This is a genomic window from Brevundimonas sp. GCM10030266, assembly GCF_042666595.1.
Taxonomy (GTDB): Bacteria; Pseudomonadota; Alphaproteobacteria; order Caulobacterales; family Caulobacteraceae; genus Brevundimonas.
In genome coordinates this window covers 1031755-1045422 of record NZ_JBHTCY010000001.1, presented here as the reverse complement: position 1 = coordinate 1045422, position 13668 = coordinate 1031755, and the positions used below count along the sequence as shown (strand labels likewise).

12 protein-coding genes are annotated in these 13668 nt (G+C 68.3%); 7 read left to right on the top strand and 5 right to left on the bottom strand.

The genetic code is table 11. The features are described 5' to 3' along the window. Positions 1-157: 157 nt before the first annotated feature. Positions 158-1021, bottom strand: a complete 864-nt coding sequence (gene mutM, locus ACFQQC_RS05480) for a bifunctional DNA-formamidopyrimidine glycosylase/DNA-(apurinic or apyrimidinic site) lyase (protein WP_376860447.1) — start codon at positions 1019-1021, stop codon at positions 158-160. A gap of 172 nt (positions 1022-1193) precedes the next feature. Between mutM and ACFQQC_RS05475 the strand changes: the two genes are divergently transcribed. The 3 genes from ACFQQC_RS05475 (at position 1194) to typA (ending at position 5712) form a co-directional block, all read left to right on the top strand. Next, complete coding sequence (locus ACFQQC_RS05475) at positions 1194-3260, top strand: OPT family oligopeptide transporter (protein WP_376860445.1); 2067 nt, start codon at positions 1194-1196, stop codon at positions 3258-3260. Next, on the top strand, positions 3257-3766 hold the full coding sequence (locus tag ACFQQC_RS05470; RefSeq protein WP_376860444.1) for a hypothetical protein: 510 nt from the start codon (positions 3257-3259) through the stop codon (positions 3764-3766). Before ACFQQC_RS05475 ends, ACFQQC_RS05470 begins: the two co-directional genes overlap by 4 nt. A 113-nt stretch (positions 3767-3879) precedes the next feature. Beyond that, the gene (gene typA, locus ACFQQC_RS05465; RefSeq protein WP_376860443.1) at positions 3880-5712 is read left to right on the top strand and encodes a translational GTPase TypA; all 1833 of its coding nucleotides are present in this window, start codon (positions 3880-3882) and stop codon (positions 5710-5712) included. Here typA and ACFQQC_RS05460 read toward each other — a convergent pair. Next, entirely contained in the window at positions 5709-7418 is a 1710-nt protein-coding gene (locus ACFQQC_RS05460) for a GNAT family N-acetyltransferase (RefSeq protein WP_376860441.1), read from the bottom strand. The two genes, typA and ACFQQC_RS05460, sit on opposite strands and share 4 nt — an antisense overlap. 131 nt (positions 7419-7549) lie before the next feature. On the opposite strand from ACFQQC_RS05460, the gene ACFQQC_RS05455 reads away from it, so the two are divergent. Then, positions 7550-8053, top strand: coding sequence for a superoxide dismutase (locus ACFQQC_RS05455; RefSeq protein ID WP_376860439.1), 504 nt, complete (start codon positions 7550-7552; stop codon positions 8051-8053). Between the two features lie 72 nt (positions 8054-8125). Here ACFQQC_RS05455 and ACFQQC_RS05450 read toward each other — a convergent pair whose 3' ends face one another. Beyond that, entirely contained in the window at positions 8126-8380 is a 255-nt protein-coding gene (locus ACFQQC_RS05450) for a GlsB/YeaQ/YmgE family stress response membrane protein (RefSeq protein WP_376860437.1), read from the bottom strand. A 181-nt stretch (positions 8381-8561) separates the two neighbouring features. On the opposite strand from ACFQQC_RS05450, the gene ACFQQC_RS05445 reads away from it, so the two are divergent. The 3 genes from ACFQQC_RS05445 (at position 8562) to ACFQQC_RS05435 (ending at position 11707) form a co-directional block, all read left to right on the top strand. Beyond that, the gene (locus ACFQQC_RS05445) at positions 8562-8942 is read left to right on the top strand and encodes a helix-turn-helix domain-containing protein (protein WP_376860435.1); all 381 of its coding nucleotides are present in this window, start codon (positions 8562-8564) and stop codon (positions 8940-8942) included. Positions 8943-9219: 277 nt separating this feature from the next. Beyond that, entirely contained in the window at positions 9220-10005 is a 786-nt protein-coding gene (gene hisN / locus ACFQQC_RS05440) for a histidinol-phosphatase (RefSeq protein ID WP_376860433.1), read from the top strand. A 115-nt stretch (positions 10006-10120) separates the two neighbouring features. Further along, positions 10121-11707 (top strand): EAL domain-containing protein, encoded by a 1587-nt coding sequence (locus tag ACFQQC_RS05435; protein ID WP_376860432.1) that lies wholly within the window; start codon positions 10121-10123, stop codon positions 11705-11707. Here ACFQQC_RS05435 and ACFQQC_RS05430 read toward each other — a convergent pair whose 3' ends face one another. Continuing rightward, the gene (locus tag ACFQQC_RS05430) at positions 11708-12751 is read right to left on the bottom strand and encodes an alpha/beta fold hydrolase (RefSeq protein ID WP_376860430.1); all 1044 of its coding nucleotides are present in this window, start codon (positions 12749-12751) and stop codon (positions 11708-11710) included. Next, on the bottom strand, positions 12748-13659 hold the full coding sequence (locus ACFQQC_RS05425; protein WP_376860428.1) for a class I SAM-dependent methyltransferase: 912 nt from the start codon (positions 13657-13659) through the stop codon (positions 12748-12750). The genes ACFQQC_RS05430 and ACFQQC_RS05425 overlap by 4 nt, the downstream gene beginning before the upstream one ends. Between the last annotated feature and the right edge of the window lie 9 nt (positions 13660-13668).

Sequence of the window (13668 nt, the reverse complement as noted above, 5' to 3'; positions counted from 1 at the left end):
TGCCTCTGGCGGTAGCGGGAAGGGTTCGGGCAGAGCGGATGGGAAGTGGTTAGTGGTTAGTGATTAGTGGGTGGCGGCTGCAAGCGCCGGTGCGAAACGATCACGCAGGTTGGCTGATCCAGCGATCCACTAGTCACTAGCCACTAACCACTTTCCCTCACCGCTTCTGGCAGGACGGGCAGTAGAAAGTGGACCGGCCGGACTGGACGATACGCTTGACCACGCCGGTGCAGTCTTCGCCGCGGCAGGGCTCGCCTTCGCGGCCGTAGACGTCGAAACGGTGCTGGAAATAGCCCTGCCCGCCTTCGGCGTTGGCGAAGTCGCGGAGCGTTGAGCCGCCGGCCTCGATGGCGTCGTTGAGGACGTCGCGGATCTTCGCCGCGAGGATTTCGAGGCGGGGTTTGGAGACCTTGCCCGCCGCGATCAGGGGCGAGATGCGGGCGCGGTAGAGGGCCTCGCAGACGTAGATGTTGCCCAGACCGGCGATCAGCCGCTGGTCGAGCAGGCTGACCTTGATGTTCTGCTTGCGGCCCGCGAACACCTCGGCGAGGTGGGCGCCGGAGAAGGCGTTGCCGAGCGGCTCGGGGCCCATGCCCGCGAACCACGGATGCTGTTCGACCTGATCGGTGGGGATCAGGCCCATGAAGCCGAAGCGGCGGGCGTCGGCGAAGCCCACGCGGTGGGTGGCGCCATCTTTCGTGGCGCAGAAGCTCATGTGCTCGTGCTTGCCGGCGATGGGGGCGGGCTCCTCGAACTCGCCCAGCTGGCGGCCGTCGAGGGTGAAGCGACCGGTCATGCCGAGGTGGGTGACCCAGGTCTCGCCGGTGGAGAGCCGCATCAGCAGATATTTGGCCCGCCGGTCGATCCGCTCGACCACGGCGCCGTCCAGCCGCTCGGGGAAGCGGTCGGGGAAGGGGAAGCGCAGGTCGGGGCGGTTCTGGCGCGTTCGGCTGAGGCGTGCGCCCTCCAGCACAGGCTGCAGGCCGCGTCGGACGGTTTCGACCTCGGGAAGTTCGGGCATGGGGAGGGATTAGGGACTAGGGATTAGGGATTAGGGAGGTAGCGCATCCGGACGCACCCGCACAGGACAGGCGCAGAAAACCTAATCCCCAATCCCTAGTCCCTAATCCCTTACCTACTCGACGCCTGCGACATTTCGGGCTTAGGTCCGCGCAACATCGGGAGAGGGCCGCATGACGGACGCCACAAGCACGCCTGCAACGACAGGCGGAAAACGCATTGAACTGACGCTACGCGCCCTGTTGCTGGGCTGTGTGCTGGCGGTGATCTTCACCGCCGCCAACGTCTATCTGGGGCTGAGGGTCGGGCTGACCTTCGCCTCGGCCATTCCGGCGGCGGTCATCGCCATGGCGGTGATGCGGACCTTCCGCACCTCGACCATCTGGGAAAACATGACGGTGCAGACCGTCGCCTCGGTCGGCGGGGCGATGAGCGCCATCATCTTCGTCCTTCCCGGTCTGATCATGGTCGGCGCCTGGCGCGAGTTCCCGATCTGGGAGTCGATCACCATCTGCCTGCTGGGCGGCATTCTGGGGGTGACCTTCTCGATCCCGCTGCGCCGGGCGCTGGTCGTCAACGGCGGCCTGCCCTACCCCGAAGGCGTGGCCGCGGCCGAGGTGCTGAAGGTCGGCTCGCGCGGCGCGGACCAGACCGAAAGCGCGGTGCGCGAGAACCGGATCGGCCTGTGGGTCGTGGTCTGGTCGGCGGTGGCCTCGGCGGGCTTCGCCTTCCTGCAGGCGGCGCGCGTCTTCGCCGGCGAGGCCGCCCGCTTCATCAAGCTGCCCGCGGCGCTGGGCGGCGGCGCGACCGGCCTGGGCGCCGGGATGCAGTTCGCCCTGCTGGGCGCCGGCCACCTGATCGGCCTGACCGTGGGTCTGGCCCAGTTGTTCGGCCTGCTGGTCGCCTGGTTCATCATCGTGCCGATCATGACCTCGCCCGACTATGTGACCTGGACCGCGAGCATGGGTCTGGAATCGCTGGCCGCCGGGGTGGCGGCGGGCGCACCCGCCGCCGAACTGGCCAACACCGTGTGGCGCAACGAGGTCCGCTTCATGGGCGCGGGCGTCATCGGCGTGGCCGCCATCTGGACCCTGATCAAGCTGGCCGGCCCGCTGGTCGGCGGCCTGACCTCGGCGCTGGCCAGCCAGGCCAAGCGCAAGGGCGGCGAGGCGCTGGACCGCACCGAGCAGGATATTCCGATCAACTGGGTCGGCAGCGTCTCGGTGGCCTGCGTGATCGGCATCGCCGGTCTGCTGGCCTATGTCGCCAACACCCAGCCGGCCCTGGCCGCCACCGCCCCGATGCTGATCGCGGGCGGCGTCATCTATGTGGTCATCATCGGTTTCGCCGTGGCCGCCATCTGCGGCTACATGGCCGGTCTGATCGGCTCGTCGAACAGCCCGGTGTCGGGTGTCGGCATTCTGGCCATCGTCGTGGCCTCGCTGATGATGCTGGCCGTCATCGCTGTCGCGGGCGTGCCCGCCGATCCGGCCTTCATCACCTACGCCCTGATCGTCACCGCCATCGTGTTCGCGGTCGCCGTCATCGCCAATGACAACCTTCAGGACCTGAAGACCGGTCAGCTGGTGGCCGCGACGCCGTGGCGTCAGCAGACGGCCCTGATCGTCGGCGTAATCGCCGGCGCCATCGTCATCCCCTTCGTGCTGAACGCCATGAACCGCGCCTTCGGCTTCGAGGGCGGCCCGGTCGGCATCGCCTCGGAGCCGCTGGCGGCGCCGCAGGCGACCCTGATCTCGGCGCTGGCTCGCGGCGTGATCAGCGGCGACCTGCGCTGGGATCTGATCGGCGTCGGCGCCCTGATCGGCGTGGGCGTGATCATCCTGGACGCGGTGCTGAACGCGACGACCAAGGGCAAGGTCAAGCTGCCGCCGCTGGCCGTCGGCATCGGCTTCTACCTGCCCGCCGCCATCACTACGATGCTGGTCATCGGCGCGACCGCCGGCTGGCTGTACGAGAAGGCGCTGAAGGGCCGGTCGTTCGAGGAGGTCGGCAAGCGGATGGGCATCCTGATGGCATCCGGCCTGATTGTCGGTGAAAGCCTGTTCGGCGTGCTGAACGCCGGTGTCATCGGCGGCACCGAGAACGAGGCCCCGTTCGCCGTCTTCGGCATCGGCGAGGGCTGGCCGGAAGGCGGCGGCATGTTGACCGGGGTGCTGGTCTTCGGCCTGATCGCCTTCGCCCTGTACAACTGGATCAAACGCCAGTCGGCGAAGGTGTGAGCAACATCGACGACATGACGCCGGGGCCGCGTCCGCGGAAGGTTCTGAAGACCTTCCGCGGATCGGTCGTGGTTATCTACTGGCTTGTCCTGCCGCTGGCCCTGCTCGCGGCAGCAGGCTGGACCATCTCCCTGTTCATCGATCCGGCATCACCCCGGAGCTGGCCGATGGCGACAGGGAGCATTCTGTTCTGTGGTCTGCTGATCTGGCGGCTGTGGCTGAACTCACAGGCTCTGGGAAGGGCAGGTCCGCTCCCCTCGCCTCGCAGGTTCTGGAGCGTCTATGCGCCTTTGGGGCTGCTGGCCTTGGTTGGCCTATGCATTCTGGGGCTCGGGATTAGCGGGGCCTTTGTGACAACAGCCCTGCCGGACGTCGCGCCCGACGCGTTTCCCCTTGCGATAGGCCTGTCCGCCGCACTGATCGTAATCGGCGCGCTTATGTGCTGGCCGATCCTGCGACTTCTGCTTCGGAAGCCTGCCGAACCCGCGCCCGCTCCCGAAGCCTGATACCCGTCGCGCTGGCGTTTCGGCGCGCTTGCCTGTATGAGGCGCGCGCCTTCCCGCAATTATGCCCTGTCCAGCGGCCCGAACCGTTCCGGCCGCCCATTCGCGATACCCATATGAATCTGCGCAACGTCGCCATCATCGCCCACGTTGACCACGGCAAGACGACCCTGGTTGACCAACTGCTCGCTCAATCGGGCGTGTTCCGAGCCAACGAAGCGACGACCGAGCGCGCGATGGACTCGAACGACCAGGAAAAAGAGCGCGGCATCACCATTCTGGCCAAGGCCACCTCGGTGCTGTGGAACGGCAAGGCCGGTGAAACCCGCATCAACATCATCGACACCCCCGGCCACGCCGACTTCGGCGGCGAGGTCGAGCGCATCCTGGGCATGGTGGACGGCTGCGTCATCCTGGTGGACGCCGAAGAGGGCGTCATGCCCCAGACCAAATTCGTGCTGACCAAGGCGCTGAAGATGGGCCTGCGTCCCATCCTCTGCATCAACAAGGTCGATCGCGCCCACGCCGACCCGGACCGCGTGCACCTGGAGACCATCGAGCTGTTCGAGGCCATCGGCGCCTCGCCGGAGCAGCTGGACTTCCCGCACATCTACGCCTCGGGCCGCAACGGCTGGGCGACGATGGACCTGAACGAGCCGTCGGACACCCTGGCCCCGCTGTTCGACCTGATCGTCGACCACGTGCCGCCGCCGGCCGTCGCCGCCAACAAGGACAAGCCGTTCCGCATCCTGAACGTGCTGATCGAGTCCGACCCGTTCCTGGGCCGCATCCTGACCGGCCGCATCGAGAGCGGCAAAGCCGTTCCCGGCATGGCCATCAAGGCGCTGGACCGTGACGGCAAGCAGATCGAACAGGGTCGCATCACCAAGGTGCTGGCCTTCCGCGGCCTGAAGCGCCAGCCGCTGGACGAAGGTTCGGAAGCGGGCGACATCGTCGCCATCGCCGGCATGTCCAAGGCGACCGTGGCCGACACCCTGTGCGCCCTGGAAGTGACCGAGGCGCTGGACGCCCAGCCGATCGACCCGCCGACCATCTCGATGACCGTGGGCGTGAACGACAGCCCGCTGGCCGGTCGCGAAGGCGACAAGGTCCAGTCGCGCGTCATCCGTGACCGCCTGCTGAAGGAAGCCGAGGCCAACGTCGCCATCCGCGTGACCGAGACCCCGGGCGCCGACGCCTATGAAGTCGCCGGCCGTGGCGAACTGCAGCTGGGCGTTCTGGTCGAGAACATGCGCCGCGAAGGCTTCGAGCTGTCGATCAGCCGTCCGCGCGTGGTCTATCAGACCGGCGAGAACGGCGAGCGTCTGGAGCCCATCGAGGACGTGGTGATCGACGTGGACGACGAGTTCACCGGCGTGGTCATCGAGAAGCTGTCGACCCGCAAGGCCGAGCTGAAGGACATGGGCCCGTCGGGCGCCGGCAAGACCCGCATCCAGCTGGCCTGCCCGTCGCGTTCGCTGATCGGCTATCAGGGCGAGTTCCTGACCGACACGCGCGGTTCGGGCGTGCTGAACCGCGTGTTCAGCCACTATGAGCCGCACAAGGGCGCCATCGAAGGCCGTCTGAAGGGCGTGCTGGTCTCGAACTCGGACGGCGACACGGCGGCCTTCGCCCTGTGGAACCTGGAAGACCGCGGCGTGATGTTCGTCGGCGCCGGCGAAAAGACCTACCAGGGCATGATCATCGGCGAGAACTCGCGTTCGGACGACCTGGACGTCAACCCGATCAAGGGCAAGCAGCTGACCAACGTCCGCGCCGCCGGCAAGGACGAGGCCGTGCGCCTGACCCCGCCGCGCCGTCCGTCGCTGGAACAGGCCATCGCCTACATCGAGAGCGACGAACTGGTGGAAGTGACGCCGAAGTCGATCCGCCTGCGCAAGGCGGTGCTGAACCCCAGCTTCCGCAAGCGTCGCGTGAAGGAAGACTAGTCTTCGGTCACCGCCGGAACTTCAGAAGGGCGAGCCGCAGGGCTCGCCCTTTTTGCATTCAGCCCCAGCATTCCGCGCCAGCCGCCGCTGGTGAGCAGGGCCACGTCGAGCAGGGCGAGAGCGAGGGGGGTCGAGGTCGGGGCGGCGATGAAGCAGGGCCGCCATTCCGGCGCAAACTTGGCCTTCCAGGCGCGCAGGCCCGCGAAGCCATACAGGGCGCCGCCTTCCTCGAACACGAGCGCGCCGACGCGGGCGAAGACCGGCGCCAGACGACGGTTCTCCAGCCCGGCCAGCGGGGCGCGGCCCAGATCCAGCCAGCGGTAGCCATTCTCCCTGGCCCATTCGATGGCGCGGATGAAGAGGTAGTCCATCACCCCCGGAGGCGCGTCCGGGGTGAAGCGCATCAGATCGACCGCCAGCCGGTCTCCGCCCGGCATCAGATTGGCGAAGGCGACGATGCGGCCTTCCTGACGGACCACGGCGACGGGCGTCAGGGTCAGATAGTCCGGATCGAACCGGCCCAGCGAGAAGCCCTTCTCGACCCCGATGTGGTGGGTCAGCCAGACATCGGAGACGGCCTTCAGCTGCTCCATGTCGGTGACGGCGGCGCCGGTCGGCAGCATTTCGAAGGTCGCGCCCTCGCGCTCGCAGCGATTGATGGCGGTGCGCAGGTTCTGGCGCGACTTGCCCTGCAGGGTGAAGGCGTGGACGTCGACCAGCGCCTCCTCGCCGATCTTGCGGACGGCGAGCCCCATGGTGGCCAGATCGGCCAAGGCCGTTTCCTCGACCGCATAGAAGACGGCCACGCCGCCATAGCTGTCAGCCAGTTCGGCGAAGGCCCACAACAGGGCCAGATGCTCCTCCTGCGGTCCGATCGGCTCGCCCATGGTGATCCAGCGCCGCCCGATGACGCGATAGGCCAGAAAAGTGCGGCCCGAGGGACTGAACTTCAGGGCCTTGTCGCGCAGCATGGCCAGCCAGCCGTCCGGCATGACGCCGTCACCGGCCTGAAGCACCGTCAGAGCGCGCTGGATGTCGGGCTCGGTCGCGGGACCGTGGCTGCGGGCGCCGGGAGCCGAGACGAGGGAGCGGCCGGCGATCACCACCGCCAGCAGGGCCAGAACGGCGCCGACACGCAGGAAGCCGGACACCTCGCGGTCGATCAGCAGGCTCCACCACAGGTCATCGGTATAGGCCACGTCGCGATAGGCGAAGAAGCCCAGCCAGAGCATGCCCGCCACCACGGTCAGGACCAGCATGACCCAGGACGGCGACAGGGCCTCGAAGACGCGGGACCGCCGGTTGAAGGCGGCCCGGCAGGGCGCCATGGCCGCGGCCAGGACCAGAACCTGCGCCGCCTCTTCCCAGTCCAGCCCCTTGAGCAGCGAGAAGACCGCCGCGGCCAGCAGGACGATCAACGCCGCCAGCCAGGCGCCCCGCCGCCGCCGCCACAGACCGGCGGACAGCAGCAGCAGCAGGAAGCCGGAGATGCTGGCCCCGAAGTGGGACAGCTCGATCAGGATCGGCGGCAGGATGGCCCGCACCTCGTCCAGCCGGTCCTCATAGGCCGGGGTCACGCCGGAGGTCAGCAGGACGGTGCCCGCCGCGACGCACAGGGCCGCGAAGATATGGGGCGAAACCTCGAACAGCAGGGCCGCCGCCCTGCCGATCAGTCTGTTCGCCTGCGCGCCGTTTACCTTGAACATGACCCAGATAGACCCGAAACCGGCCAACCACGGCAAGTCCAAGGTCATTTCAAGGCGGGTGAAACAAACAGAAACATGCGGTGTTTTTCCCCCAGCGGGCGATCGGACCCGCGTAGAACAAGGCTGACATCATGCGTAAGACCGCGCTCCTCACTGGCGTCGCCGGCCTGCTCCTCATGACCGCTCCGGCGTTCGCGCAGGACAGCACGGCTCCGCAGACCACCCCGGCTCCGGCCCCGGCTGAACAGCCCCAGTCGCTGCAACTTTCTCCCGGATCGAACGTGATCGGTTCGGATGGCTCGACCCTCGGCACCCTTGAAGGCGTGCGCGACGGCGCCTCGGGCCAGGAACTGACCGTGCGCGGTCCGGACGGCGCCCTGCGTGGCGTTCCGACCTCGGGCGGTGTGGAAGCCGATCCGAACGGCGTGAAGGTGGGCTGGAGCGCCAGCCAGTTCTCGTCGGCTCCGGCCATCGAGGGCGGTGAAGCCACTCCGGCTCCGACCCCGGCCCCGGCCGAGCCGACCACCCCGCCGGAAGCCACGCCGCCGACCACCGCCGAGCCGGCTGAGCCGGGTAACGCGGCCGAGCCGACCCCGGCTCCGGAACCCACCCCGGGCGAGACCGTGCCGAACTGATCGGCGTCTGACCCAAACGGAAAGGGCGGCTCCATCCGGAGCCGCCCTTTTTGCTGGCCGTGACCCGAGGGATCAGCCCCGGCGCTTGACCAGTCCCACCAGGAACAGCAGCAGGCAGGCGCCGAGGAAGGCGACCAGCAGCGTGATCAGGTTGAAGCCTCCGACCGGAATGCCCAGCAGGTTGCCAGCGATGAAGCCGCCCAGCAGGGCGCCGACGACGCCGACGATCAGATTGGTCAGCAGACCGTGGTTGCGGCCCATGACCTGCTCCGCCAGCCAGCCGGCGGCGATACCAATGACGATCCAGCCCAGAATACCCAAGCCCATTTCATATCCTCCAAAAAGCAACGCTCGGCGGCCAAACGCCCGCATACGGTTAGGGTTGCCTTCATGATGAAGAACGCCGCTCACCCGTAATCCCCCGGGACGCGAGCGCGGCACGTCCCTTGCCGCGTGGAGGGCGAGCCGTCCCGCATCGGGACAGGCGGATCATCAAGGGACCCGGGCCATGGCTTCGGACATCGATCTTCACCTCGGCCGCCGCCTGCGCCGCCGTCGTCGCCTCCTCGGCCTGACCCAGCAGCAGCTGGCGATGCAGGTCGGCATCCGCTTCCAGCAGATCCAGAAATACGAATGCGGCGCCAACCGCATCTCGGCCGCCCGCCTGTGGCAACTGGCCGAGGCGCTGGAATCGCCGGTCAGCTATTTCTACGACGGGCTGGAAGAGGCCATGGAACGTCGCGAGGCCGCCAGCCAGGGCGGCGAGATGTTTTCCCGCAAGGAAACGCTCGACCTGATCCAGGCCTACTACCAGCTGGACGAGAAGCCGCGCCGCCGCCTGCTCGACCTGGCCAAGGCGCTGCATACGGACGAGCCGGCGACGGCCTGACGGCCGCTTGTGTCTTGCCCTAGCGCACGCGACGCGGTCGCGTGCTGCTTGAGGGCGGCATTGTTCTGGCCCTAGCGCACGCGACGCGGTCGTGGGCTGCTTGAGGGCGGCATTGTTCTGACCCTAACGCCCACGACGCGGTCATGGGCTGCTTGAGGGCAGGCGTTTCCCCGGATGCGTTGCACAGCGTTCGGGAGGCCGTCCGCCACGCGTTGCACCGCGGGTGGACGGCGATCTTTCGGTGACAGGCGGGCGGCGCGTGGGTATGCCGCCTGTCATGACCGAACATGAGCGCTTCATCGTCGAACTGGCGAACGCCGCGGCGGCCGTCACCCTGCCCTTCTTCCGCTCGGACATCGGGCACGTCGACAAGGGCGGCAAGGCCGGGTTCGACCCGGTCACCGAGGCTGACAAACAGGCCGAGGCCGCGATCCGCAAGCTGATCGCCGAACGCTATCCCGAGCACGGCGTGATCGGCGAGGAGTATGGCGAGGACCGGCCCGACGCCGAGTTCGTCTGGGTGCTGGACCCCGTGGACGGTACGCGCGCCTTCATCTCGGGCCTGCCGCTGTGGACGACGCTGATCGCGCTGCGGGTGCGCGGCGAGGCCAGCGTGGGCGTGATCGCCCAGCCCTATCTGGATGAGATCTTCCTCGGCGGGCCTTCGGGCGCGCGGCTGATCCGAAGCGGCGGCGAGACCCCGCTGAAGGTGCGGGCCTGCGAAAAGCTGACCGAGGCGACGATCTCGACCACCGACCCGAACATCTTCAACGGAGCGGAGCTGGGCGCCTGGACGCAGGTGCGGGCGGCGGCGCGGCTGGCCCGGCTGGGCTGCGACGCCTATGCCTACGCCATGGTCGCGGCCGGGCGGATGGACCTGGTCGCCGAGACCAGCCTGAAGACCTGGGACTGGTCCGCCCTCGTGCCGGTGATCGAGGCGGCGGGCGGCAAGGTGGTCAACTGGCGCGGCGGCGCACCGGACGACAACGGCCAGATCCTCGCCGTCGGCGATGAACGCCTGATCGACCAGGCGCTGGTGACGCTGAAGCGCGCGGCGGCCTGATCGCCTCGCGGACGAAAGGTCGCGGAGCGCCGTTCCGTCTTAACGGTGCAGCTTAGGACTTTGGAGAGGCCGCCCGGCGAAGGTGGGAAAACCACCGTTTTCATCGGACCCGCCCATGCCGAGACGTACGATCCTGCTGCTGGCCGTCATTCTGGCGGTGGTCGCAGGCGTCGCCCCTCCGATTGCGGCCTACTGGCTTTCGCGGGACAAGGCGGTCGAGGCGGAGCAGCAGCATCTGGACGAGTACGCCCGCTGGACCCTGGCCCGGGCCTCGATCGCGCTGGAAGAAGGCCGAAGGGCGCTCGACGCCGCCGCCGCGCACCCGAACGTCGCGCCCTGCTCGCCGGACCACATCGCCTGGATGCGGCGCATCACCGTCGACAGCAAATCGGTGGATGAGGTCGGCTATTTCGAGAACGGCGCGCTGCGGTGCAGCAGCTGGGGCCCGCTCGACCGGCCGCTCGCGGAGAAGCCGTCGGACCGAACGCTTCCGGACGGGATGGGCATTTCATTCGACGTGCGTCCGGTGTTTGGCGGATCTGCCCGAATGATCGCCCTGCGCAAGGGCGACTACAATGTGCTGATCGACCGGCGGCGGTTGGTCGACGTCCTGACGGACACCCGCATGACCCTGGGCCTGGCCACCAGCGACGGGGACCTGATCGCCGCCAGCCATGCGATCGAGCCCGACCTGCTCGGCGCCGTCATCAGTGGTCGCGATGTCGGCGGGACGGAAGCCGAGCTCTACGCCTCGGCCCGCATCCCCGGCTTCACCGCCTTCGCCCTGTCCGATCGCCACGCCCTGCAGGATCAGCTGGCGCGGGAGCGGATGCTGCTGATCCCGCTGGGACTGCTGGCCTCGGCCCTGATGGTCGGGCTGGTGATCTGGATGTCGCGGCAACGGCTGTCGCCCCGGGGCGAGCTGGAGATCGCCATCCGCAAAAAGGAGTTCGTCGCCCACTACCAGCCGATCATCGAGCTCGCGACGGGGCGCTGCGTCGGGGCGGAAGCGCTGGTGCGCTGGCGGCGGCCCGACGGGTCGTGGATCCCCCCGGACCTGTTCATCCCGCTGGCGGAGGCGAGCGGACTGATCGAACCGCTGACCGATCTGGTGATCCAGCGCGTCGCCGAGGATCTGACCGGCCTGCTGGTCTCAGACCGCTCGATCCATGTCGCCATCAACATCGCCCCGAAGGATATCGAGACCGGACGGTTCCTGCCGGTTCTGGACCGGATGCTTGAGACGGCGGACATCGCGCCCGACCAGATCTGGCTGGAATGCACCGAGCGCGGCTTCATGGCGCCCGAGGCGGCGCGGGCGACGCTGGAACGGGCGCGGGCGGCCGGACACCGGGTGGCGATCGACGACTTCGGCACCGGGTATTCCAGTCTGGCGATGCTGCAACAGCTGCCCCTGGACACCCTGAAGATCGACAAGGCCTTCATCGACGCGATCGGACGCGACGCCGCCGCCAGCGTGGTGACGCCCCATATCATCGAGATGGCGCGCGGACTGGGTCTGCACGTGGTGGCCGAAGGCGTCGAGACCCGCGAACAGGAAGCCTATGTCCGCGAGGCCGGCGTCGGTTTCACCCAGGGCTGGCTCTATTCGAAACCCCTGCCCGCGGAGGCGTTCATCGCCTTCCTGAACCGGCGCAACGCCGGCCCGGTACTGAGGGCCGTGGAGAGCGCGGCGGCCTGATCAGGCCGCCGGGGACGTCGCCTCGAAGGGCGTTACGGGGGCGGCGCTCGGCGTCAGATCCTCGATCGGCGAGACGTAGGCCGCCATGGCGTCGAACTCCTCGAGGAAGACCGCGCGCTTGTCGTCGGTCTCCATGATCGGCTCGTGCTTCGCGCCGGGGATCTCGACATAGCGGCCCCGACCGAGCCGCTTGGCGGCCCATTTGTTGGTCTGTTTCCAGACGCGGTCGTCCTCGCCCGACTGGACGATGGCCACAGGGACGCGAACGGCCTTCAGGGCCTTGGGCTTGAGCGCGCGTTCACCGACGTCCAGCCCGAAGGCCAGCCAGCCCCAGGTCGGGCCGCCGACGGCCAGGTGGGGGCAGGCGAACAGTTGCTGGCGCCACTGCTCGTAGCGGCTCTCGTCCGTGGTCAGGGCGTCCTTCTCGAAGGTGTGGTCGAAGGGATCGTCCGCATCGTCCAGCACATAGTCGCCGGCCTTGCCGTGGCGCAGGTTCCAGCGGACGGCCAGCTTGACCGACCACATCGACCGCTTGCCGGTCTTGATGCGCAGCATGGGGCTGGACAGGATCGCACCCGCGAACCGCTCCTCGCCGTTCTCCAGCGTCATCAGGTTCAGGGCGCCGCCCATCGAATGGCCGACCATGATCCACGGCTTGGGCGCACGCGCCTCGAAGGCGTCGAGCAGGCGGGCGTAGTCGTCGAGGAACTCCTCCGCCGCGCGGGCATGGCCCTTCAGGCGGTCGGGCAGCAGGCGGGCCGACAGACCCTGACCGCGCCAGTCATGGGCCAGAACACACCATCCGCGCGCCAGGAAATTGCCGATGACCTCGAAATATTTCTCGATCGGCTCGGTGCGGCCGGGGCTGAGCACGACGGTGCCGCGGGGCTTCTTCGCCACCAGGGCCGAAGGGGTCCAGAAGGCGGCGCGCAGGCGCAGGCCGCCCGCGCCACGGAACCACTCCCCCGCACCGCCGGGGGGCGAGGAGGCGCCCGGCACGCCCATCAGGGGCGCGTTGGCGGCATAGGCGGCGGCTCGGTTCACTCAGGCTTCCTGAACTTCAAGGTCATGCGGTCGCTTTCCCCGATCTCCTCGTACTTGGTACGGTCGAAGCCCGGATCCGGCGGAGAACCGCGGGGCGCGGTCAGGCGCACCGGCGGCAGGGTATCCACTCCGAAGGGATGATCCTTCGTATCGGTTTCATTCGCGTTGATTTCGGACTCGGCGACGAAGGCGAAGCCGGCCTCGGCCGCGAGTTGTTTGACGAACGCGTCCTGGACGTAGCCGTTCGCCGCCACCGGATCCTGGTCATCCTCCGGTCCGAGGCGGTGCTGCTCGATCCCGAGGATGCCGCCGGGGCGCAGGGCGGCCCAGGCGTCGGCGAAGGCCTTCTCGGCGATGCCGGCGGCCATCCAGGCGTGGATGGTGCGCATGAACAGCACCAGATCGGCGGTCCCGACCGGAGCGACCGGGCCCGAGGTCGGGCCGAAAGCGGTCAGTTCGATCTCGCCATAGAGTTTGCGGTCATTGGCGAAACGCTGCTGGAAGGCGCCCATAAGCTGGACCTGGGCCGGATCGGCACCCGCGCCGGTCTGATAGCCGGCGGCGATGTAATGGCCGTTCCCCTCGGCGAGGTAGGGGGCGAGGATTTCGGTGTACCAGCCGCTGCCGGGCCAGAACTCGACCACCGTCATGCGCGGCTGCAGCCCGAAGAAACGCAGGGTCTCCATCGGATGACGGGCGCCGTCGCGCCAGCGATCCTGGGCGCGCCAGGGACCAGCCACGGCCCATTCCAGCGAGCCCTTGGGCGGGCCGTCCGGCGTGGCGGGCGGCTCGGCGGTCTCTTCCTTCTTGCCGCAGGCCGCCAGACCGACGAGCGCCGAAACCGCGACGCCGGACAGAACGCCCCGGCGCGACAGATATGGTCGCCTACCCTCGGTCAAAACAGTCATGCACGGCCC